The sequence below is a fragment of the Blautia sp. MSK.18.38 genome (assembly GCF_024460535.1).
In the GTDB taxonomy this organism is placed as follows: domain Bacteria; phylum Bacillota; class Clostridia; order Lachnospirales; family Lachnospiraceae; genus Blautia_A; species Blautia_A fusiformis.
Window position 1 is genome coordinate 31,024 of sequence record NZ_JANFYP010000007.1, and the last position, 19,193, is coordinate 50,216.

Here is a 19,193-nt window from a genome sequence, read left to right on the forward strand (position 1 = left end):
ACCTCACAGCTTACGGTGATCTGGCTGGAACTGACCATTCGTGAGATGCACGCTCATTCCCGGTTTGACGGGCAGATATGAGGGGAAGGCTCTCCTCCCTGAAATACGTAGACAAAGGTCAGCTCTACGAAGCCACCATCCTCAAGTCCCTGAAAGAAGACACCACCCGCCGCACTGTAGTCCTGGTATCCCACAGAGTCTCCACTATGAATGTGGTGTATGAGATGGAGAATGGGAGATTATCATAAGAGATGGCGCTTTGGATACATTGATATAGATGAACTAAAGCAGTATAATATATAACTTGTAGTGAGGGTACGGTGTTGTAAATGGAAGAGAAGAAGATGAATTATATTGCACATTGTGATGGTGAACGTGAACAAAGTATATTAGAGCATTTGCAGGGAACGGCAGAAAAAGCAAAAGATTTTGCAGAAGTTTTTGAAAAAGGAGATTGGGGATATTGCTGTGGAATGCTGCATGATATCGGAAAATATAGCGATAAATTTCAACGTCGGATTCGTGGAGAAGAAATAAAAGTGGATCATGCAACAGCAGGAGCAAGAGTTTGCATGGAATTGGGTGGGATGTATCCGTTTTTGGAGATGTGTATTGCGGGACATCATGCTGGCTTATCCGATTATGGCGTCAGCACAGATACAGGAAATTCATCTACTACACTTGGAAGAAGAAAGAAGAAAATAGAAGATTTTTATGCATACAAAAAAGAAGTGAAGATTCCAGAGTTAAAAACATCACCAGTTAATGTAGAGAAAACGAAGGATTTAAATTTTTCTTTAAGTATGTTTACGAGAATGATGTATTCTTGTCTTGTCGATGCCGATTTTCTTGATACAGAAGAATTTATGACAGAAGAAAGATCGGGACGACAGCAGGGGCAAGAGATACAGGTGCTTCTGGATAAATTGGAAAAATATATAACAGAGTGGCTGAAAAATACAGAAACAGAAAGTGTAAATGGCAGAAGAACAGAGATTTTAAAAGCTTGCCTGGAAAACGGAGAGAGAGAAAAAGGCCTTTTTCGGCTGACGGTTCCGACTGGTGGAGGTAAAACGGTTGCATCGCTTGCATTTGCATTAAGGCATGCAGTTAAGCATCACATGAAACGTATTATTTATGTGATACCTTATACCAGTATTATCGAACAAAATGCAGCAGTTTTTCGAAGGATATTAGGAGATGAAAATGTTCTGGAAAATCATTGCAACATAGATTATGAGGAAGCAGAAGAACTGAAACCTATGCAGCTTGCTTCTGAAAACTGGGATAAACCAGTAGTAGTTACAACGAATGTACAATTTTTTGAATCCTTGTTTTCAAATAAATCTTCAAAATGCAGAAAATTACATAATATGGCAAATAGTGTGATCATATTTGATGAAGCACAGATGTTGCCAAATGACTATTTGAAACCCTGTCTGACAGCAATTGAAGAACTGGTGATAAATTATAAGGTGAGTGCAGTATTATGTACAGCTACACAACCGGCATTGGATGCTTTTTTTTGCAATATAAAGCAGATTACTGAGCTTTGTCCAAGGACAGAGGAACAGTTTGAGTTTTTTAAAAGAGTTCACTTTGAAAACGATGGAAAATTGTCAGAAGAAGACGTGGAAGAATGTCTGTTAAGAGAAACACAGGCATTATGCATTGTGAATACAAAAAAGAAAGCTCAAAAAATTTATAATGCTATGAGAGAAGATGGCGTTTATCATTTATCTACGAGCATGTATCCAAAACATAGAAAGCGTATGTTAAAGCAGATAAAAGAACGATTGAGAGAAGGGAAAAAGTGCATTGTAATTTCAACAAGTCTGGTAGAGGCAGGAGTAGATCTTGATTTTTATACAGTATACAGACAGCTTTCAGGAATAGATTCTATCATTCAGGCGGCAGGAAGGTGTAATCGTGAGGGAAAACGGACGATAGAAGAAAGCAAAGTGGTGATTTTTCAGTTTGATGATGCTGAAAAAGTTCTAGGGCAGAGACAGCAGATGGATGTTTCGAAAGCGCTGCTTACGAATGAATGTAAAATTGAAGATATGCAGACTGTAACAAGATACTTTGAAATGCTTTATCATATGCGAGGTGAAAGTTTGGATAAAAAGAAAATCTGCGAAGAGTTTAATGGGGGATGGCATCATTTTGCTACAGTGGAAAGAGAGTTTAAACTGATAGATGAAAACACGGTAACCGTTTTTGTAAATCAGGAAGAAGATGCTCAGGAAGTGATACAGGATCTGAAAAATAAAGGTTTTACAAAATCCGGAATGAGACGGGCTGTACAATATTGTGTGAATTTGTATAAACAGGAATTTGAGAAATATAATGATGCGGGGATGCTGAAGCTGGTTTCGGAAGATATAAAGGATTTCTATGAACTGACAGATTTAGAACAATATTCAGAGGAGACAGGACTGAATCTTGAGGTTGACTGTGGCATGGCAGTTTGGTTGTGAAAATATGTAGATTAGAGCAGGGAGATTAAGGTGGAAAAACCTTAATCTCCCTGTTCTAATTCTACACGGTTACATTTAAAATTATTATTTCAATCCACAGGAACCATTTTAATCGAATCAAGCAAGTCGCCTGCCTTCATAGGCATTAAAATGTTTTCTGACATACTATAAATATAATATATAAATAAAAAGAATTCAATAAATTTAAATGTAAATAATTTAGGGGCAAGTATTGTATATTTTGGATGAGTGTAGTATATTTAAGATGACGAGAAAAAATAAAAGAAAATTATTAAAAATAAAAAGAATTTACAGAAAAAAGGAGCTGCATATGATTCTATATCATGGGAGCAAAGAGGTAGTGGAATATCCGGAAATCAGAAAAGCCAGATTTAACAAAGATTTTTATTTTGGTTTTTATTGTACAAATATTGAAAAGCAGGCAGAACGATGGGCTATAAGATATGGTAAAAAAGGATATATTAACAAGTATGAGTATACAGAAAATCAGAGATTAAATATTCTTAAATTCGATAAAATGACGGAAGAATGGCTGGATTTTATTATTTCCTGTCGAAAGGGACAGGCACATCAGTATGATATTGTGGAAGGACCAATGGCAGATGATACAATCTACAATTATCTGCAAAATTATCTGGATGGAAAGATTTCAAGAGCTGCTTTCTGGGAATTGGTAAAATTCAAGTATCCAACGCATCAAATCAGTTTTCATACAATTTCAGCACTGGATACATTGAAATTTGTAGGAAGTGAGGTTGTTTATGGCGAGAAAAAATAATAATGCTTTGTTTTTTACCTGTAGTTTGATCGAGTACATAGGACGAACTCAAAAACAACGTCGGTGGAAAGTTACGGATTATCTTGGAATGGAAAATATAAAGCGAATATATAACTATGCGGATGTCTTTCACTGTGAGCCAATAGAAAAAGTTGCGGCAGAATTTACAGAGCAATGTGATATTCCGGAGGGCGAATTTGACAATGTATCAATATGCAGGTATGCAATTCCGGATTACTGGGATATTGGAGAAGTATATGAGAGATTAATAGAAGACATATACGATGATACAGAACTTGAAAAGGGAATATGGGAAATTTATCATTCCTGGATTGATGCACATATTTCGGACTATAATACAGATTTTTATTATCAATCACGAGATTATATAGCAGCATGTTATAAAGCTGGTGAAATAATATGAGAAAAGAGGGAAAGTGCCTATGGGAATGGGAGTAAAGGTCAGAGTGTGGGGGGATTATGCATTATTTTCAAGACCAGAGATGAAAGTAGAACGGTGTTCTTATGATGTAATAACACCGTCGGCTGCCAGAGGAATTTTGGAAGCAATTTACTGGCATCCGGGCATGAAATGGTGTATAGATAAGATTTATGTGAAGAAACCGGTTAAATTTACCAGTGTAAGAAGAAATGAAGTGAAGAGTAAGGTATCTGCAAGTAAAGTGCTTGAAGCCTATAATGGAGGAATGAAACCCCTATATTTAAGCAGTAAAGAGGAAATTGTACAGAGAGCGTCTTTGTTGTTAAGTGATGTAGAGTATGTTATTGAAGCTCATTTTGAAATGACGGAGAAAGCAAATGAAACGGATAATCCAGGGAAATTCAAGGATATTATTATGAGGAGATTGAAAAGAGGCGCATGTTACAGTATGCCTTATTTTGGGTGTCGGGAATTTCCTGCAAATTTTGAGTTGTGTAATGAAGAGGAAATTCATACTGCATATGACGATGTAGAGGAAAAAGATTTTGGATTTATGCTATATGATATTGATTATTCGGATGAAGAGAATCTTAGCCCCATGTTTTTTAGAGCAATCATGAAACAGGGAGTAATAGATGTGCGAAACTGCGAGGTGGTTCGATGATACTGCAGGCATTGGTGAAATATTATGAAGATTTGGAAAGACAAGAAAAATTACCCAAACAGGGGTGGTGTCAGGCAAAAGTTTCTTATGGAATCAATTTGTCTACAGACGGGGATATAAAGAATATCTTATGGCTGAAGGAGGAGAGACAGGCAGGGAAGAAACAGATTTGGATTTCACAAACAATGAAAGTTCCGGCAATGCTCACGCGATCATCCGGAGTTGCGGCGAATTTTTTATGTGATAATTCGAAATATATGCTTGGAATTGATAAGAGTGGTACAGGAAAAAGAATTACAGAATGCTTTGAAGCGGCAAAGGAGAAGCATCTGAAGTTGTTGAAAAATACTTCCGGAGAAATGGCACAGGCTATATGTGCTTTTTTTTATAAATGGAATCCGGAAAAAGCAAAAGAAAATGCTGCTGTTTTAGAAAACTGGGAGGAGATCACGGATGGTGGAAATCTTATATTCTGTATGGATAAAAAATATGCCCAGGATGACAAGGAAATAGAGCAAATATGGAATGTAGAAAGTAAACAGTCGGAAACAGATATAAGTGGAATTTGTCTGGTAACAGGAGAAAAAACTGAAATTTCAAGAATTCACAGGAATATAAAAGGGGTGCCGGGAGCACAGTCCAGTGGTGCAGCTTTGGTTTCTTTTAATGCACCATCATTTGAATCTTATGGAAAAGAACAGAGCTATAATGCACCGGTCGGAAAATATGCAGAGTTTGCTTACACAAGTGCGTTGAATTATTTGCTGGCACAAAAGAAATATACGTTTCCGCTGGGAGATTCTATTATTGTATATTGGGCAGAGGAGGCAAAGACGGAATATCAGGATGCGCTTTTAGCATTGTTAAATCCGGTAAAAGATAATCAAAGTGAGGTACATGGATTTTTTGAAAAACTCAGAAAAGATGAACAGATCATAATTGATGACATTGAATTAAATCCATCTCAGAAGTTTTATATTTTATGTCTGGCACCAAATGCTGCCAGGTTATCTGTAAGATTTTTTTATCAGAGTTCATTTGGAAATATTACGAAAAATCTGGCATGTCATTATGAACGAATGCAGATGATAAAACCTAAATGGGAAGAGCGGGAATATCTTGGAATTGAAGATATGTTAAAAGAAACAGTGAATATGAATTCACGGGATAAAAAAACAATCTCCAATATGGCCGCTATGGCGTTTTCAGCTATTTTACAAAATTCCAGGTATCCGGCAAGTTTGTATACAGATACATTAATAAGAATACGGGCTGAGCAGGGATGTGTAACATGGGGAAGAGTTTCTATTGTTAAGGCATTTCTGATAAAAAATTATAAAAATACGGAAGGAGAGATCTGTATGGGATTAAATGAAGAATCTAATGATGTAGCATATGTATTGGGAAGATTATTTTCTGTGTTGGAGTCGATTCAGACAGAGGCAAATCCTGGAATAAAATCAACAATTCGAGATCGGTATTTTAATTCAGCATGTGCAACACCGGCATCAGTATTTCCAGTATTGTTTAAATTAAAGAATAGTCATATAAAAAAAATAGAAAGAGATAAAGGGTATTTGAAAAGAAAATATGAAGATCTTTTGGGCGAATTGGTGAGTAAGCTAGAAGCTTATCCAAAACGTTTGCCATTGGAGGAACAAGGAAAATTTATTTTGGGGTATTACCACCAGAAACAGGAAAGTATTTGGGAAAACGGGAGGGAAAATAGATGAGCGAAGTTATTAAAAACAGATATGAGTTTGTAGTTTTATTTGATGTGGAAAATGGTAATCCAAATGGAGATCCGGATGCAGGAAATATGCCAAGAATAGATCCGGAAAGCGGCTTAGGGCTTGTTACGGATGTCTGCCTGAAAAGAAAAATAAGAAATTATGTGGAAACAGTAAAAGAGGATGCACAGGGTTACAAAATTTATATTAAAGAAGATGTTCCGTTGAATCGAAGTGACCGAACGGCATGTGAAAATGTTGGAATCAAAGAAACAGATGATAAGAAAGTAACGGAAGCATTAAAAAAACTGAAAAAAAGTGATCCGGGTGTGGATTCAAAATTGCGGGATTACATGTGTGAAAATTATTATGATATCAGAACTTTTGGGGCAGTAATGACTACTTTTGTAAAAGCTTCTTTAAACTGCGGACAGGTGCGTGGCCCAGTTCAGCTTGGATTTGCCAGAAGTATCGACCCAGTGATCAGTCAGGAAGTTACCATTACCCGTGTGGCAATCACAACAGAAAAAGATGCCGAAAATAAAAGTACCGAAATGGGAAGAAAGAGTATTGTGCCATATGCATTGTATCGCGCAGAGGGCTTTATATCTGCAAATCTTGCACGAAAAACAACAGGATTTACAGAAGAAGATCTGGAACTTCTGTGGGATGCGATCATAAATATGTTTGAAAATGACCATTCAGCAGCCCGTGGAAAAATGTCAGTACGTGAACTGATCGTGTTTAAGCACAGTAAAGAATTGGGAGATTGTCCGGCATATAAATTGTTTGATGCAGTTGAAGTAACACGAAAAGAAAATGTAGAATATCCGAGAAGATATCAGGATTATACAGTTGAAATTCATAATGATAAAATACCGGAATCTGTTGAAGTAAAAAGGATGATTTGATGGAGTATACAGAAGATGATTATTTGATGATATCAGGTATACAGCATTTTAAATTTTGCAGAAGACAGTGGGCATTGATCCATGTTGAGCAGCAGTGGGCAGAAAATGTTCATACAGCTGTTGGAAAACTGATGCACCAGAAGGTACATGATCCATATTTGACGGAAAAAAGAAAAGATACTATTTTGGTAAGAGCTTTGCCGGTTTCTTCAAGAATTATGGGAGTGAGTGGAGAGTGTGATCTTGTAGAATTTCATAAATGTGAAGATGGAATACGGCTTCATGGACATCGGGGAATGTATTCTGTTTATCCGGTAGAATACAAAAAAGGAAAAGAAAAATCAACAGATGCCGATAGATTGCAGCTTGTGGCACAGGTTTTATGTCTCGAAGAAATGTTTTCTGCAACAATACCTGAAGCAGCTCTTTTTTATGGAGAAACAAGACGAAGAGAAGTTGTGGAAATTACAGAGGATCTGAGAAATGCAGTCAAAGATATATTTGAAGAGATGCATCAGTATTACAATAGAGGTTATACTCCGAAGGTAAAAACAGGTAAAATGTGTAATTCCTGTTCATTAAAGGAACTTTGTCTGCCCAAATTAAACAAACAAGTTTCTGTGAAACATTATATAGACCAGATGCTGAAGGAGGAAGAGACATGAAAAAACTTTTGAATACGTTGTATGTAACTTCTGAAAACAGCTATTTGGGTTTAGATGGAGAAAATATAGTTGTTTTTGAAGAGGATAAAGAAAAAGGAAGACTTCCATTACATAATCTGGAAGGGATAGTTTCCTTTGGATACAGGGGCGTCAGTCCGGCATTGATGGGATCTTGTGCAGAAAAAAATATCTCTCTTTGTTTTATGACGCCCCAGGGAAAATTTCTTGCGAGGATAACCGGAAAGACAAGAGGAAATGTGCTTTTGCGAGAACAGCAGTATGCAAGCAGTTTGGATTCAGCAATCAGCCTGGAAATTGCAAAAAACTGTATACTTGGAAAGGTGTATAATGCAAGATGGGTGTTGGAACGCTGTGTTAGAGATCATAGTATGCAGGTAGATGCGGACAAAATAAAAATAGCATCAGAAAAGCTGAAACATACGTTGGGATTAATTCAAACATGTGAATCAAAAGCACAATTAAGAGGTTTTGAAGGGGAAGCGGCCAGCGTGTATTTTGGAGTTTTTGATGAAATGATTTTGCAACAGAAAAAGGATTTTTCATTTCAAGGAAGAAATAAAAGACCACCGTTAGATAATATGAATGCAATGTTGTCTTTTGTATATACGTTGTTGACAAATACGATTGCTTCTTCCCTGGAGTGTGTGGGGCTGGATCCTTATGTGGGATATCTTCATACCGAAAGACCAGGTAGAGTATCACTGGCTTTGGATATGATAGAGGAATTAAGAGCTGTATTGGCAGATCGTTTTGTATTATCGCTTGTTAACAAAAAGATTGTAAATGGAAAGAATTTTACCAAAAAAGAAAATGGAGCTGTTCTGATGGATGATGAGCTGCGAAAAAAGCTGTTGGTAGAATGGCAGAAGAAAAAGAAGGAAACCATCACACATCCGTTCTTGAAAGAAAAGGTGGAATGGGGAATGGTTCCTTATGTACAGGCAATGTTGTTGGCAAGATATTTAAGAGGAGATTTGGACAGTTATCCAGTGTTTTTGTGGAAATGAGGTGACAAAGTGTTGGTAGTGATTACTTATGATGTAAATACAGAGACAACTGCAGGAAGAACTCGTTTGCGTAAAGTGGCGAAGCAATGTACAAATTATGGAAGAAGGGTGCAAAATTCTGTATTTGAGTGTATTTTGGATAGCGCTCAAAGTGTTGCTTTGAAGGGGATATTGTCTGATATTATTGACAAAAATAAAGATAGCTTACGTTTTTATTACCTCGGAAATAATTATCAGACTAAAATAGAACATGTAGGTATAGAACGTGGAATTCCAGTAGATCAACCTTTAATTATGTAGGTGCGAATCAGAAGTACACATAAAATGCCGGCAGGATTCGCACTACAAAAATCAGAAAAGTAACATGAATAACACTAAAGAAAAGAGAGAAGGGATAATAAAAAGTAGAAAAATTATATTTATTGCATAAAAAAACAAAGAATATTTGTGAAAATTTGCCGTCGTTCCCCACGAGGGAACGTGGATTGAAATTCCTCTCAAAAAAGAGGACGATCACTCGCCCTCTGTCGTTCCCCACGAGGGAACGTGGATTGAAATTTCGATGAGCTTTTCTGTTTCTGCGATATACTCGTCGTTCCCCACGAGGGAACGTGGATTGAAATCTTTATTGTCATGAAATGCGAAGGCTTCTCCATGGTCGTTCCCCACGAGGGAACGTGGATTGAAATTGCAGTTACACTGTCGGCTGCAAGTGCGGCCGTGGTCGTTCCCCACGAGGGAACGTGGATTGAAATCTCAAGGGAATCCCATTTGCGAAGCAGGGCTTGCCGTCGTTCCCCACGAGGGAACGTGGATTGAAATGGTGTGTCTATCGTCATAAATTCAAAATTCATTCGTCGTTCCCCACGAGGGAACGTGGATTGAAATTGCCATTCTGGTTCCTCCTTATGTTCTGATTTCCGTCGTTCCCCACGAGGGAACGTGGATTGAAATAAAACAGAAGAGGACAAGCAGCTCTACGAAGAACGTCGTTCCCCACGAGGGAACGTGGATTGAAATTATCACAGGTCAGCAGAAAAGTTGTGGTACATGTGTCGTTCCCCACGAGGGAACGTGGATTGAGATCATAGTAAATGGTATTTGTAATAGGGCTAACACCGTCGTTCCCCACGAGGGAACGTGGATTGAAATTGCCATTCTGGTTCCTCCTTATGTTCTGATTTCCGTCGTTCCCCACGAGGGAAAGTGGATTGAAATCTGGATATGACCTTAATTTTTTTTCGCATTTCGTGTCGTTCCCTACGCAGGAATGTGGATTGAAATCCCGATCACATATGCGATCACTGTAGCTCCAGCCGTCGTTCCCTACGCGGGAACGTGGATTGAAATGCAAAGTAGTTAGCTGCATTCTGGTAATATGCCGTCGTTCCCCACACAGGAACGTGGATTGAAATGAGTGTAGAAGATAGTGATAGCCTGGTTGATGATGTCGTTCCCCACGAGGGAACGTGGATTGAAATATCAACGCAAAGAGATTCGTGGAGATTGAAAGGGTCGTTCCCCACGTGGGAACGTGAATTGAAATAACAAAGAGGAAATCAAACGGTGTGGTACATGGGACATTCCCTATGCGGGGACAAAAACCGGAAATCGCAATTAATACTTGCATTTAACAGACATTGGTGTTACAATGAACGAAACTAAGAACTTGTTGGCATAGGAGTGGGCGAGAGCCCGCTCCTATTTGCTGAGAAGGAATTTGTTCAGAAATAGGCAGAAATAGGAAAGGCAGGTGGGAAGCATGAGCAGACGGGAAGAATATGAACAGAAGACAGAGGCGATCCTTACACCAATCGTGGAGTCCAGGGGCTTTGAGCTGGTAGACGTGGAGTATGTCAAGGAAGCCGGAACCTGGTATCTCAGAGGCTATATCGACAAGCCGGGCGGAATCACAGTCAATGACTGCGAGGACGTAAGCCGTGCATTCAGCGATATACTGGATGAGCAGGATTTCATCGAGGACAGCTACATTATGGAGATCAGTTCTCCGGGACTTGACCGGCCTCTTAAAAAAGAAAAAGACTTTAAGAGAAGCCTTGGCAAGCTGGTGGAGATCCGTACCTACCGGCCCATCGAGAAACAGAAAGAATTCTGCGGTATTTTAAATGCATATGATAGTAACAGTGTGACAATCGATGAAGACGGCACAGAACGTACCTTTGATAAAAAAGATATTGCCCTGATTCGTCTCGCGATCGAATTCTAAAAGAGAATCGAATCTGTAAAATTCAGGAGGAAAAAAGAAAAATGAGCAGAGATTTAAGAGATGCGCTGGACGTTCTCGAAAAAGAGAAAAACATCAGTAAGGATACACTGCTGGAGGCAATTGAGCAGTCACTGATCCAGGCATGTAAGAACCATTTCGGAAAGGCAGATAACGTTCACGTTATGATCGATCCGGAGACCTGTGACTTCAGTGTTTACGCTGACAGAACTGTTGTAGAGCATGTGGAGGATCCGGCGCTGGAGATTTCTCTGGTGGATGCACAGAAAACAAACACGAACGCAGAGATCGGTGATGTTATGAAGGTTGAGATCCAGTCCAAGGAATTCGGACGTATCGCAACCCAGAATGCAAAGAATGTCATTCTTCAGAAAATCCGTGAGGAAGAGCGTAAAGTTCTTTACGATCAGTACTATGGAATCGAAAAAGAAGTGGTAACCGGTATTGTTCAGAGAGTAATGGGCAAAAATGTCAGCATCAACCTTGGTAAGGCAGACGCAGTACTTACAGAGAACGAACAGGTAAAGGGTGAGACCTTCCAGCCAACTGAGCGAGTAAAAGTTTACATTCTTGAAGTTAAGGATACACCGAAGGGACCGCGTATCCTGGTTTCCAGAACACATCCCGGTCTTGTAAAGAGACTTTTCGAGTCCGAGGTTGCAGAGGTAAGAGACGGTACCGTTGAGATCAAGAGCATTGCCCGTGAGGCAGGCTCCCGTACCAAGATCGCTGTATGGAGCAACGATCCGGATGTAGATGCTGTGGGAGCATGCGTTGGTATGAACGGTGCACGTGTAGGGGCAGTTGTTAACGAGCTTCACGGTGAGAAGATCGATATCATCAACTGGGATGAGAACCCGGCGATCCTTATTGAGAATGCATTAAGCCCTGCAAAGGTTATCGCAGTTATGGCTGACCCGGATGAGAAGACCGCACTGGTCGTAGTTCCGGATTACCAGCTTTCCCTTGCTATCGGTAAGGAAGGACAGAACGCACGTCTTGCTGCAAGACTTACAGGCTTCAAGATCGACATCAAGAGCGAGACACAGGCAAGAGAGTCCGGTGACTTCTACGATGATTACGATGAGGAACACGAGGAAGCAGAGGAAGAAATGACAGAAGAGGCTGTTTCCGAAGAGCTTGAAGAAGTAGAGGAAGATACAGAAGAGACAGAAACAGAAGCTGAAGAAACAGCAGATGGAGATGCCGAAGAATAATGAAAACGAGAACCAAGATTCCCATGCGTCAGTGTACCGGCTGCAGGGAAATGAAAAGCAAAAAGGAAATGATACGAGTTCTCAGGACATCAGAGAATGAGATCATCCTGGACGCTACAGGTAAGAAAAACGGACGCGGCGCATACCTTTGTTTCTCAGAGGAATGCCTGGAAAAGGCTATCAAAAACCATGGCCTGGAGCGTTCCTTGAAAATGGCAGTTCCGGATGAAGTGTATCAGAACCTCAAAAAGGAGTTTGGATCAATTGAAAAACAATAAGGTTTTATCACTCATCGGACTTGCGACAAAAGCAGGAAAAACAGTGAGCGGAGAATTTTCCACAGAGAAATCCGTAAAAACAGGAAAAGGTTTCCTGGCACTGGTGGCAGATGATGCTTCCGAAAACACAAAAAAGAAATTTCGGAATATGTGTACCTATTATGAAGTTCCGTTATATTTCCTTTCAGACAAAGAGAGCCTGGGCAGAGCAATGGGCAAAGAATTCCGTGCCAGCCTTGCCGTGCAGGACGAAAATTTTGCAAAGGCGATCATGAAGGCGCTGGAAAAAGAATCCGGCAGATAACCTGCATGATACAGGCGTCTGTAAGGAGGTTTGACGATAGAAATGATAAAAGATAAATTCAACAGATCGGGAAAGGAGCAATATAGACAATTGGATACTCCAAAAACAGAAGAAAAGACAACAACGGTGAATACAGAGGGTAACAAATCTGAAGCACCGAAAAAGAAAAAAAATATCATCCGTGTATTTCATGCACAGAATGCCAGCGATGGCGGTAAAGGAAGAAGAAAACCGGCAGCAGGCGAGAGAAAGGGACCGGCACGTCCACAGAACGGCGGTCAGAGAAGCGCAGGAGCAAACACAAGAAATGGTGAGTCCGGTGAGCAGAGAAACGGTCAGAGTGGTCAGAATCGTACTCAGGGCGGAAGACCGCAGGGCAACCGTCCGGAAGGAAGAAGAGACGGAAATCGTGACGGAAGAACCTTCGAGGGAAGAAGAGACGGCGGAAATCGTTTTGGCGGAAACCGTTCCCAGAATGGTGAGGGACGTCCGGCAAGACAGGGCGAGGGAAACAGAGGCCCACGTCAGAATGACGGAAGAGGCGGAAGCCGTTTCGGCGGTGGAGCAAACCGTGGCCAGGGAGGTCAGGGTGGAAGCTTTGAAGGAAGAAGAGACGGAGGAAATCGTTTCGGCGGTGGAGCAAACCGTGGCCAGGGAGGCCAGGGCGGACGTTCCGAAGGCGGAAGAGGCGGAGACAACCGTTTCAGCGGAGCAAACCGTGGTGGCCAGGGCGGCGGACAGCGTCCGGGACAGAGAAGAAACGGTGGCTCTTCAGATGCTGTATTCACTCCGGAGCTGACCAAGACATCCAAGGACAGCAAGCGTGAGCGTGACAGAGAGAATAAGAACAAGAAGAAAGAATTCGAGAAAGGTACGCAGGGCGGACGCAGACCAAATCAGGGCGGACGCAGACCGAATTCCAGAATCCCGAAAGCACTTCAGAAACCGAATCCACAGCCGAAGCAGGAAGAGAAGAAACCGGAGATCAAGGAGATCACCATTCCGGAGAAGCTTACTATCCGTGAACTTGCGGACGCGATGAAGATGCAGCCGTCAGTGATCGTTAAGAAGCTTTTCATGGAAGGTGTCATGGTAACCGTAAACCAGGAGATCGACTTTGAAAAGGCAGAGGAGATCGCACTTGGCTTTGATATCATTGCTGAGAAGGAAGAAAAGGTGGATGTGATCGCAGAGCTCCTCAAAGAGGACGAAGAGGATGAGGATGATATGGTTCCGAGACCTCCGGTAGTCTGTGTTATGGGTCACGTTGACCATGGTAAAACATCTCTTCTGGATGCCATCCGTAATACAAACGTAACCAGAGGCGAGGCCGGCGGAATCACACAGCACATCGGTGCTTACGTGGTAAATATCAAAGGTCAGAAGATCACATTCCTGGATACACCGGGACATGAGGCGTTCACAGCTATGCGTATGCGTGGTGCCAACGCTACAGATATCGCAGTTCTGGTCGTTGCCGCAGACGATGGTGTAATGCCGCAGACAGTAGAGGCAATCAGCCATGCAAAGGCAGCCGGTGTTGAGATCATCGTTGCCATCAATAAGATCGATAAACCAAGTGCAAATGTAGAACGTGTAAAACAGGAGCTTTCCGAGTATGAACTGATTCCTGAGGACTGGGGCGGAAGCACCATCTTTGTTCCGGTATCCGCACATACAGGAGAAGGAATTGAGAATCTTCTTGAGATGATCCTTCTTACTGCTGAGGTTTCCGAGCTCAAAGCCAATCCGAACCGTGAGGCAAGAGGTCTTGTTATTGAGGCTCAGCTTGATAAAGGTAAAGGACCGGTTGCTACCATCCTTGTTCAGAAGGGTACTCTTCATGTGGGAGACTTTATTGCCGCAGGTGCATGCAATGGTAAGGTACGTGCAATGATGGATGATAAGGGACGTCGTGTAAAAGAGGCAGGTCCGTCTACTCCGGTTGAGATCCTCGGACTTGGTGATGTTCCTAATGCAGGTGAGATCCTGATGTCCTTTGAGAGCGATAAAGAAGCCAAGAACTTTGCAGGCGCATTCGTTACAGAGAACAAGAGCCGTCTTCTCGAGGAGACCAAAGGCAAGCTTTCTCTGGATAACCTGTTTGACCAGATCCAGGCCAGCGATCTTAAGGAGCTTCCGATCATCGTCAAGGCCGATGTACAGGGATCTGTTGAGGCTGTAAAACAGAGTCTTACCAAGCTTTCCAACGAGGAAGTTATCGTTAAGGTGATCCATGGTGGTGTAGGTGCCATCAATGAGTCTGATGTCAGCCTTGCTGCAACATCCAATGCGATCATCATCGGCTTTAACGTACGTCCGGATACTACAGCAAAACAGCTTGCTGAGCAGGAGGGCGTTGACCTTCGACTTTATAAAGTTATTTATCAGGCGATCGAGGATGTAGAGGCAGCCATGAAGGGTATGCTGGATCCTGTATTCGAGGAGAAGGTTATCGGTCACGCAGAGGTTCGTCAGCTGTTCAAGGCATCCGGTGTCGGAACCATCGCAGGAAGCTATGTGCTGGATGGTACATTCCAGCGTAACTGTAAGGTTCGTATCACACGAGGTGAGGACCAGATCTTCGAGGGTGAGCTTGCATCTCTGAAGAGATTTAAGGATGATGTCAAGGAAGTTCGTGCCGGATATGAGTGCGGTCTTGTATTTAATGACTTTAATGATGTCAAAGAAGAAGATAAAGTCGAAGCATATATCATGGTAGAGGTACCAAGATAGGAGTGATTCGTAATGAGAAAAAACAGCATTAAAAATACACGTGTGAATGGTGCAGTTCAAAAAGAACTCAGCACCATCATACACAGCGAGATCAAGGACCCCAGAATTCATCCGATGACTTCTGTGACAGCTGTTGAGGTGGCACCAGATCTTAAGACCTGCAAAGCTTACATCAGTGTGCTGGGCGAGAAACAGGCCAAGGATTCCACCCTCCGGGGCTTAAAGAATGCAGAGGGCTATGTTCGGAGAGAATTGGCCAGAAGACTGAATCTCCGCAATACACCGGAGATCCGTTTTGTTCTGGATGAGTCTATTGAATATGGTGTAAATATGTCAAAGAAGATCAATGACGTAATGAGTGGGATGGAAACAGAGGAATAGGTGGAAAAAATGAAAAACATTTCAGAAATACTGGAAAATGTAAAAACCGTTGGCATTGGCGGTCACATCCGTCCGGATGGGGACTGCATTGGTTCCTGTATGGCTCTGTATCTCTATATCCGGAAATATTTTCCTGATATAAAAGCAGATGTTTATCTGGAAGACCGGAAACCTGTATTTGATTACATTGACAGAATGGATGAGGTTAAGACAGAAGCAGAAGAAGATAAGGTGTATGATCTTTTTATCACCTGTGATGTCAGCGCACTGGACAGGCTTGCTGTTGCCCGGAAATATTTCGATGCAGCAAAAAAAACAGCCTGCATTGATCATCATGTGAGCAATAACGGATTTGCGGATGTCAATCATGTAAGAGGCGAGATCAGCTCTGCCAGCGAAGTTCTTTACGGACTTCTGGATTCAGACAAGATCGATCGTTCCATTGCGGTTCCTATTTATACCGGAATGGCACATGATACCGGCGTGTTCCAGTATTCTTCCACAACACCGGAAACCATGAGGATCGCCGGAGAACTGATGAAAACAGGATTTGATTTCAGCAGGATCATCGATGAGTCCTTTTACCAGAAAACATATCTTCAGAATCAGGTCATGGGACGTGTCCTGGCAGAGAGTATTCTCCTTCAGGGCGGTAAGTGTGTGGTCGGATATCTGAAAAAACGGGAGATGGATTTCTACAGTGTGGAAGGAAAGGATCTGGAGGGAATCGTGAGCCAGCTCCGTCTGACTGCTGGTGTGGAGGTTGCGATCTTTATCTATGAGATGCAGACGCAACTCTTTAAAGTATCTCTCCGTTCCAATGGTAAGGTGGATGTAAGCAAGATTGCCGTATTTTTCGGAGGCGGCGGACATGTGCGTGCAGCCGGCTGTGATATGCAGGGCTCCATGTACGATGTGATCAACAACCTTACCGCTGAAATTGAAAAACAGCTTGCAGAGGAGTAAAGATAAGATCATGGACGGAATACTTGTGATCCGAAAGGAAAAAGGTTATACCTCTCATGATGTTGTTGCAAAGCTGCGTGGGATTCTCCACATGAAAAAGATCGGCCATACCGGGACTCTGGATCCGGCAGCAGAGGGAGTACTTCCTGTTGCACTGGGCAAGGGGACCCGGCTGGTGGAGCTTCTTACAGAAAAAGAAAAAACATATGAGGCGGTTTTAAGGCTGGGAGTTTCCACAGATACCCAGGACATGACCGGAGCTGTTCTTTCTGAGAAACCTGTGACCGTCACGGAAGAGGAAGTCCGTGAGGCAGTGGGATCCTTTGTGGGAGAACAGCTGCAGATCCCTCCTATGTATTCGGCTCTGAAGGTAAACGGAAAGAAGCTTTACGAACTGGCCAGAGAAGGAAAAACCATAGAGCGTAAGCCGCGCCCTGTGGTTTTTTATGAGATAAGGATACTGGATATGGAGCTTCCGCTGGTACGCATAAGCGTTACCTGTAGCAAGGGCACCTATATCCGTACACTTTGCAATGACATCGGAGAAAAATTAGGCTGCGGCGGAGCCATGGAAGAGCTGCTTCGGACTAGGTCCGGAAATTTCACTCTGGAAGAGAGCATGACACTTTCCCAGGTGGAGGAGGCGTTTGCCGATGGGACCATCGGAGAAAAGCTTGTTTCCATCGAGGATGTACTTTCCATGTATCCGGTCCTTACCTGTACACCGGAGGGAGACAGACTTCTCAATAACGGAAACCCGCTTCCGGAAGAACTGGTACAGGGAGGCAGCAGGGAAGAAAAAGTCCGGATGTATAAAAGCAACGGAAATTTCACAGGAATATACGGCTGGGATGAAAGAAAACAGAAATACGTACCCATCCGCATGTTTTTTGTATGACACTTTATAAAAACTTGCAGGAGCAGCAGAAGATATGGAATACTTGAAGATCGACGGAGAATTTCCGCGCCTTTCAAAGAGTGCGGTGACACTTGGAAAATTTGACGGCATACACCGTGGACACCAGAAACTGGTGGAGAAGATCCTGGAACAGAAAGAAAAAGGTCTGCAGACAGTCCTTTTTTCTCTTGGCATCGGCAGTCAGATGATCTTTACAAAAGAGGAACGATGTCAGCTTCTTGAGAAAGCAGGCGTGGATGTGCTGATCGAATGTCCGCTGGATAACCGGATCCGTCATATGAAGGCAGAAACCTTTGTTAAAGAGATCCTGGTGGGAGATCTTCAGGCGGAGCATGTTGCAGTGGGAGAAGATTTCAGGTTCGGGTATGAACGCAAGGGAACACCACAGCTTCTGGAGACTATGGGAAGGAAGCTTGGCTTTACTGTGGATGTTGTTCCGAAAGAAATGGAAGGCCGCAGAAAGATCAGCAGTACATTTATCCGTGAGGAACTGAAAAAGGGAAATATGGAAAAGGTTAATGATCTGCTGGGAATCCCCTTTTTTGTGGACGGTGTGATCGAACATGGAAGAGGAATGGGACATAAGGTCCTTCTTCCCACTACCAATATCGTTCCTGCAAAAGAAAAGCTGATGCCGCCAAATGGCGTTTATGATACAGTGTCCCATTTTAAGGACAGAACCCTTTGCGGGATCACAAACGTAGGATATAAACCAACCATCGGAGAGAAATTCCTGGGTGTTGAGACCTATCTTTTTGACTGCGAGGAGGATCTGTACGGAGAGCCCTGCAGAGTGGAATTCTTTCATTATTCCAGACCGGAGAAGCGCTTTTCGTCCATAGAAGCACTAAAGCAGCAGCTCCTGAAGGATGCAGAAAAGGGAAAGGCTTATTTCCGCAGTCTCGAAAAATAAAAACTTTCGGGAAAAACTTTTCGAAAAAAACAGTTTACAGGTCAGAAACCGTGTGCTATACTGTTCGAGGTGAAAAAAGCCAGTATTCAGAAGCCGGAGACTCCGACCACTTCTTAATACCCGGCGTTTGATTAAAATTTCAAGGAGGAAACAACAATGATTTCTAAAGAGAAGAAAACAGCGATCATGAAAGAGTATGCAAGAACAGAGGGTGACACAGGTTCACCGGAGGTTCAGGTTGCAGTTCTTACAGCAAGAATCCAGGAGCTCACAGAGCACCTTAAAACACACCACAAAGATCATCATTCCAGAAGAGGTCTTCTGAAAATGGTAGGTCAGAGACGTGGCCTTCTTGCTTATCTTAAGAAAACAGACATCGAAAGATACCGTGCACTGATTGAGAAATTAGGTTTAAGAAAATAATTGCTACGGGAGGGGCGGATGATTCCATCCGCCCCATTTTAACATGTGTGATAAACACAGACGGAATTACCGCAGGAGTGATTTCCGAGACT

General features: G+C 42.2%; 20 protein-coding genes and 1 CRISPR repeat array. Of the genes, 19 read left to right on the forward strand and 1 reads right to left on the reverse strand.

Annotated elements, in window-relative coordinates; all coding sequences use genetic code 11:
* Positions 1-53: 53 nt before the first annotated feature.
* Positions 54-194, reverse strand: a complete 141-nt coding sequence (locus NE638_RS06070) for a hypothetical protein (protein ID WP_173733046.1) — start codon at positions 192-194, stop codon at positions 54-56.
* Between the two features lie 150 nt (positions 195-344).
* Here NE638_RS06070 and cas3 point away from each other — a divergent pair, with 150 nt between their 5' ends.
* The 19 genes from cas3 (at position 345) to rpsO (ending at position 19,101) form a co-directional block, all read left to right on the forward strand.
* Positions 345-2,480: a CRISPR-associated helicase Cas3' gene (gene cas3 / locus NE638_RS06075; RefSeq protein ID WP_173745920.1), complete on the forward strand. Its 2,136-nt coding sequence runs from the start codon at positions 345-347 to the stop codon at positions 2,478-2,480.
* 331 nt (positions 2,481-2,811) lie between these two features.
* Positions 2,812-3,279: a DUF3990 domain-containing protein gene (locus NE638_RS06080; RefSeq protein ID WP_015525783.1), complete on the forward strand. Its 468-nt coding sequence runs from the start codon at positions 2,812-2,814 to the stop codon at positions 3,277-3,279.
* A complete protein-coding gene (locus NE638_RS06085; protein ID WP_059085218.1) occupies positions 3,263-3,703 on the forward strand; it encodes a hypothetical protein in 441 nt (146 codons plus the stop codon). The genes NE638_RS06080 and NE638_RS06085 overlap by 17 nt, the downstream gene beginning before the upstream one ends.
* 19 nt (positions 3,704-3,722) lie before the next feature.
* Positions 3,723-4,385 (forward strand): type I-C CRISPR-associated protein Cas5c, encoded by a 663-nt coding sequence (gene cas5c / locus NE638_RS06090; RefSeq protein ID WP_015525785.1) that lies wholly within the window; start codon positions 3,723-3,725, stop codon positions 4,383-4,385.
* Positions 4,382-6,118 carry a type I-C CRISPR-associated protein Cas8c/Csd1 gene (cas8c, locus tag NE638_RS06095; protein ID WP_059085217.1) on the forward strand — a complete coding sequence of 579 codons (1,737 nt, stop codon included), beginning with the start codon at positions 4,382-4,384 and terminating at the stop codon, positions 6,116-6,118. The genes cas5c and cas8c overlap by 4 nt, the downstream gene beginning before the upstream one ends.
* On the forward strand, positions 6,115-7,026 hold the full coding sequence (gene cas7c / locus NE638_RS06100) for a type I-C CRISPR-associated protein Cas7/Csd2 (protein ID WP_059085216.1): 912 nt from the start codon (positions 6,115-6,117) through the stop codon (positions 7,024-7,026). Before cas8c ends, cas7c begins: the two co-directional genes overlap by 4 nt.
* Positions 7,026-7,691 carry a CRISPR-associated protein Cas4 gene (gene cas4 / locus NE638_RS06105; RefSeq protein WP_059085215.1) on the forward strand — a complete coding sequence of 222 codons (666 nt, stop codon included), beginning with the start codon at positions 7,026-7,028 and terminating at the stop codon, positions 7,689-7,691. Before cas7c ends, cas4 begins: the two co-directional genes overlap by 1 nt.
* Positions 7,688-8,719, forward strand: coding sequence for a type I-C CRISPR-associated endonuclease Cas1c (cas1c, locus tag NE638_RS06110; protein ID WP_015525792.1), 1,032 nt, complete (start codon positions 7,688-7,690; stop codon positions 8,717-8,719). Before cas4 ends, cas1c begins: the two co-directional genes overlap by 4 nt.
* Positions 8,720-8,728: 9 nt before the next feature.
* Complete coding sequence (gene cas2, locus NE638_RS06115) at positions 8,729-9,019, forward strand: CRISPR-associated endonuclease Cas2 (protein ID WP_059085214.1); 291 nt, start codon at positions 8,729-8,731, stop codon at positions 9,017-9,019.
* A 160-nt stretch (positions 9,020-9,179) separates the two neighbouring features.
* Positions 9,180-10,265: direct repeats of the CRISPR family, unit length 32 nt; unit sequence GTCGTTCCCCACGAGGGAACGTGGATTGAAAT.
* A 216-nt stretch (positions 10,266-10,481) separates the two neighbouring features.
* Positions 10,482-10,946, forward strand: coding sequence for a ribosome maturation factor RimP (gene rimP, locus NE638_RS06120; protein ID WP_021650312.1), 465 nt, complete (start codon positions 10,482-10,484; stop codon positions 10,944-10,946).
* Between the two features lie 41 nt (positions 10,947-10,987).
* The gene (gene nusA, locus NE638_RS06125; protein WP_015525794.1) at positions 10,988-12,181 is read left to right on the forward strand and encodes a transcription termination factor NusA; all 1,194 of its coding nucleotides are present in this window, start codon (positions 10,988-10,990) and stop codon (positions 12,179-12,181) included.
* Positions 12,181-12,459, forward strand: a complete 279-nt coding sequence (gene rnpM, locus NE638_RS06130; RefSeq protein WP_015525795.1) for an RNase P modulator RnpM — start codon at positions 12,181-12,183, stop codon at positions 12,457-12,459. The genes nusA and rnpM overlap by 1 nt, the downstream gene beginning before the upstream one ends.
* Complete coding sequence (locus NE638_RS06135; RefSeq protein ID WP_021650310.1) at positions 12,446-12,763, forward strand: L7Ae/L30e/S12e/Gadd45 family ribosomal protein; 318 nt, start codon at positions 12,446-12,448, stop codon at positions 12,761-12,763. The genes rnpM and NE638_RS06135 overlap by 14 nt, the downstream gene beginning before the upstream one ends.
* Positions 12,764-12,805: 42 nt before the next feature.
* Positions 12,806-15,499: a translation initiation factor IF-2 gene (gene infB / locus NE638_RS06140; RefSeq protein ID WP_173745921.1), complete on the forward strand. Its 2,694-nt coding sequence runs from the start codon at positions 12,806-12,808 to the stop codon at positions 15,497-15,499.
* Positions 15,500-15,511: 12 nt separating this feature from the next.
* Positions 15,512-15,880 carry a 30S ribosome-binding factor RbfA gene (gene rbfA, locus NE638_RS06145; RefSeq protein WP_015525797.1) on the forward strand — a complete coding sequence of 123 codons (369 nt, stop codon included), beginning with the start codon at positions 15,512-15,514 and terminating at the stop codon, positions 15,878-15,880.
* 9 nt (positions 15,881-15,889) lie between these two features.
* Positions 15,890-16,846 carry a DHH family phosphoesterase gene (locus tag NE638_RS06150; protein WP_044961226.1) on the forward strand — a complete coding sequence of 319 codons (957 nt, stop codon included), beginning with the start codon at positions 15,890-15,892 and terminating at the stop codon, positions 16,844-16,846.
* A gap of 7 nt (positions 16,847-16,853) precedes the next feature.
* On the forward strand, positions 16,854-17,744 hold the full coding sequence (gene truB, locus NE638_RS06155) for a tRNA pseudouridine(55) synthase TruB (RefSeq protein ID WP_044961224.1): 891 nt from the start codon (positions 16,854-16,856) through the stop codon (positions 17,742-17,744).
* Positions 17,745-17,778: 34 nt separating this feature from the next.
* Positions 17,779-18,678: a bifunctional riboflavin kinase/FAD synthetase gene (locus NE638_RS06160; protein WP_015525800.1), complete on the forward strand. Its 900-nt coding sequence runs from the start codon at positions 17,779-17,781 to the stop codon at positions 18,676-18,678.
* A 156-nt stretch (positions 18,679-18,834) separates the two neighbouring features.
* Positions 18,835-19,101, forward strand: coding sequence for a 30S ribosomal protein S15 (rpsO, locus tag NE638_RS06165; RefSeq protein WP_015525801.1), 267 nt, complete (start codon positions 18,835-18,837; stop codon positions 19,099-19,101).
* Positions 19,102-19,193 lie beyond the last annotated feature (92 nt).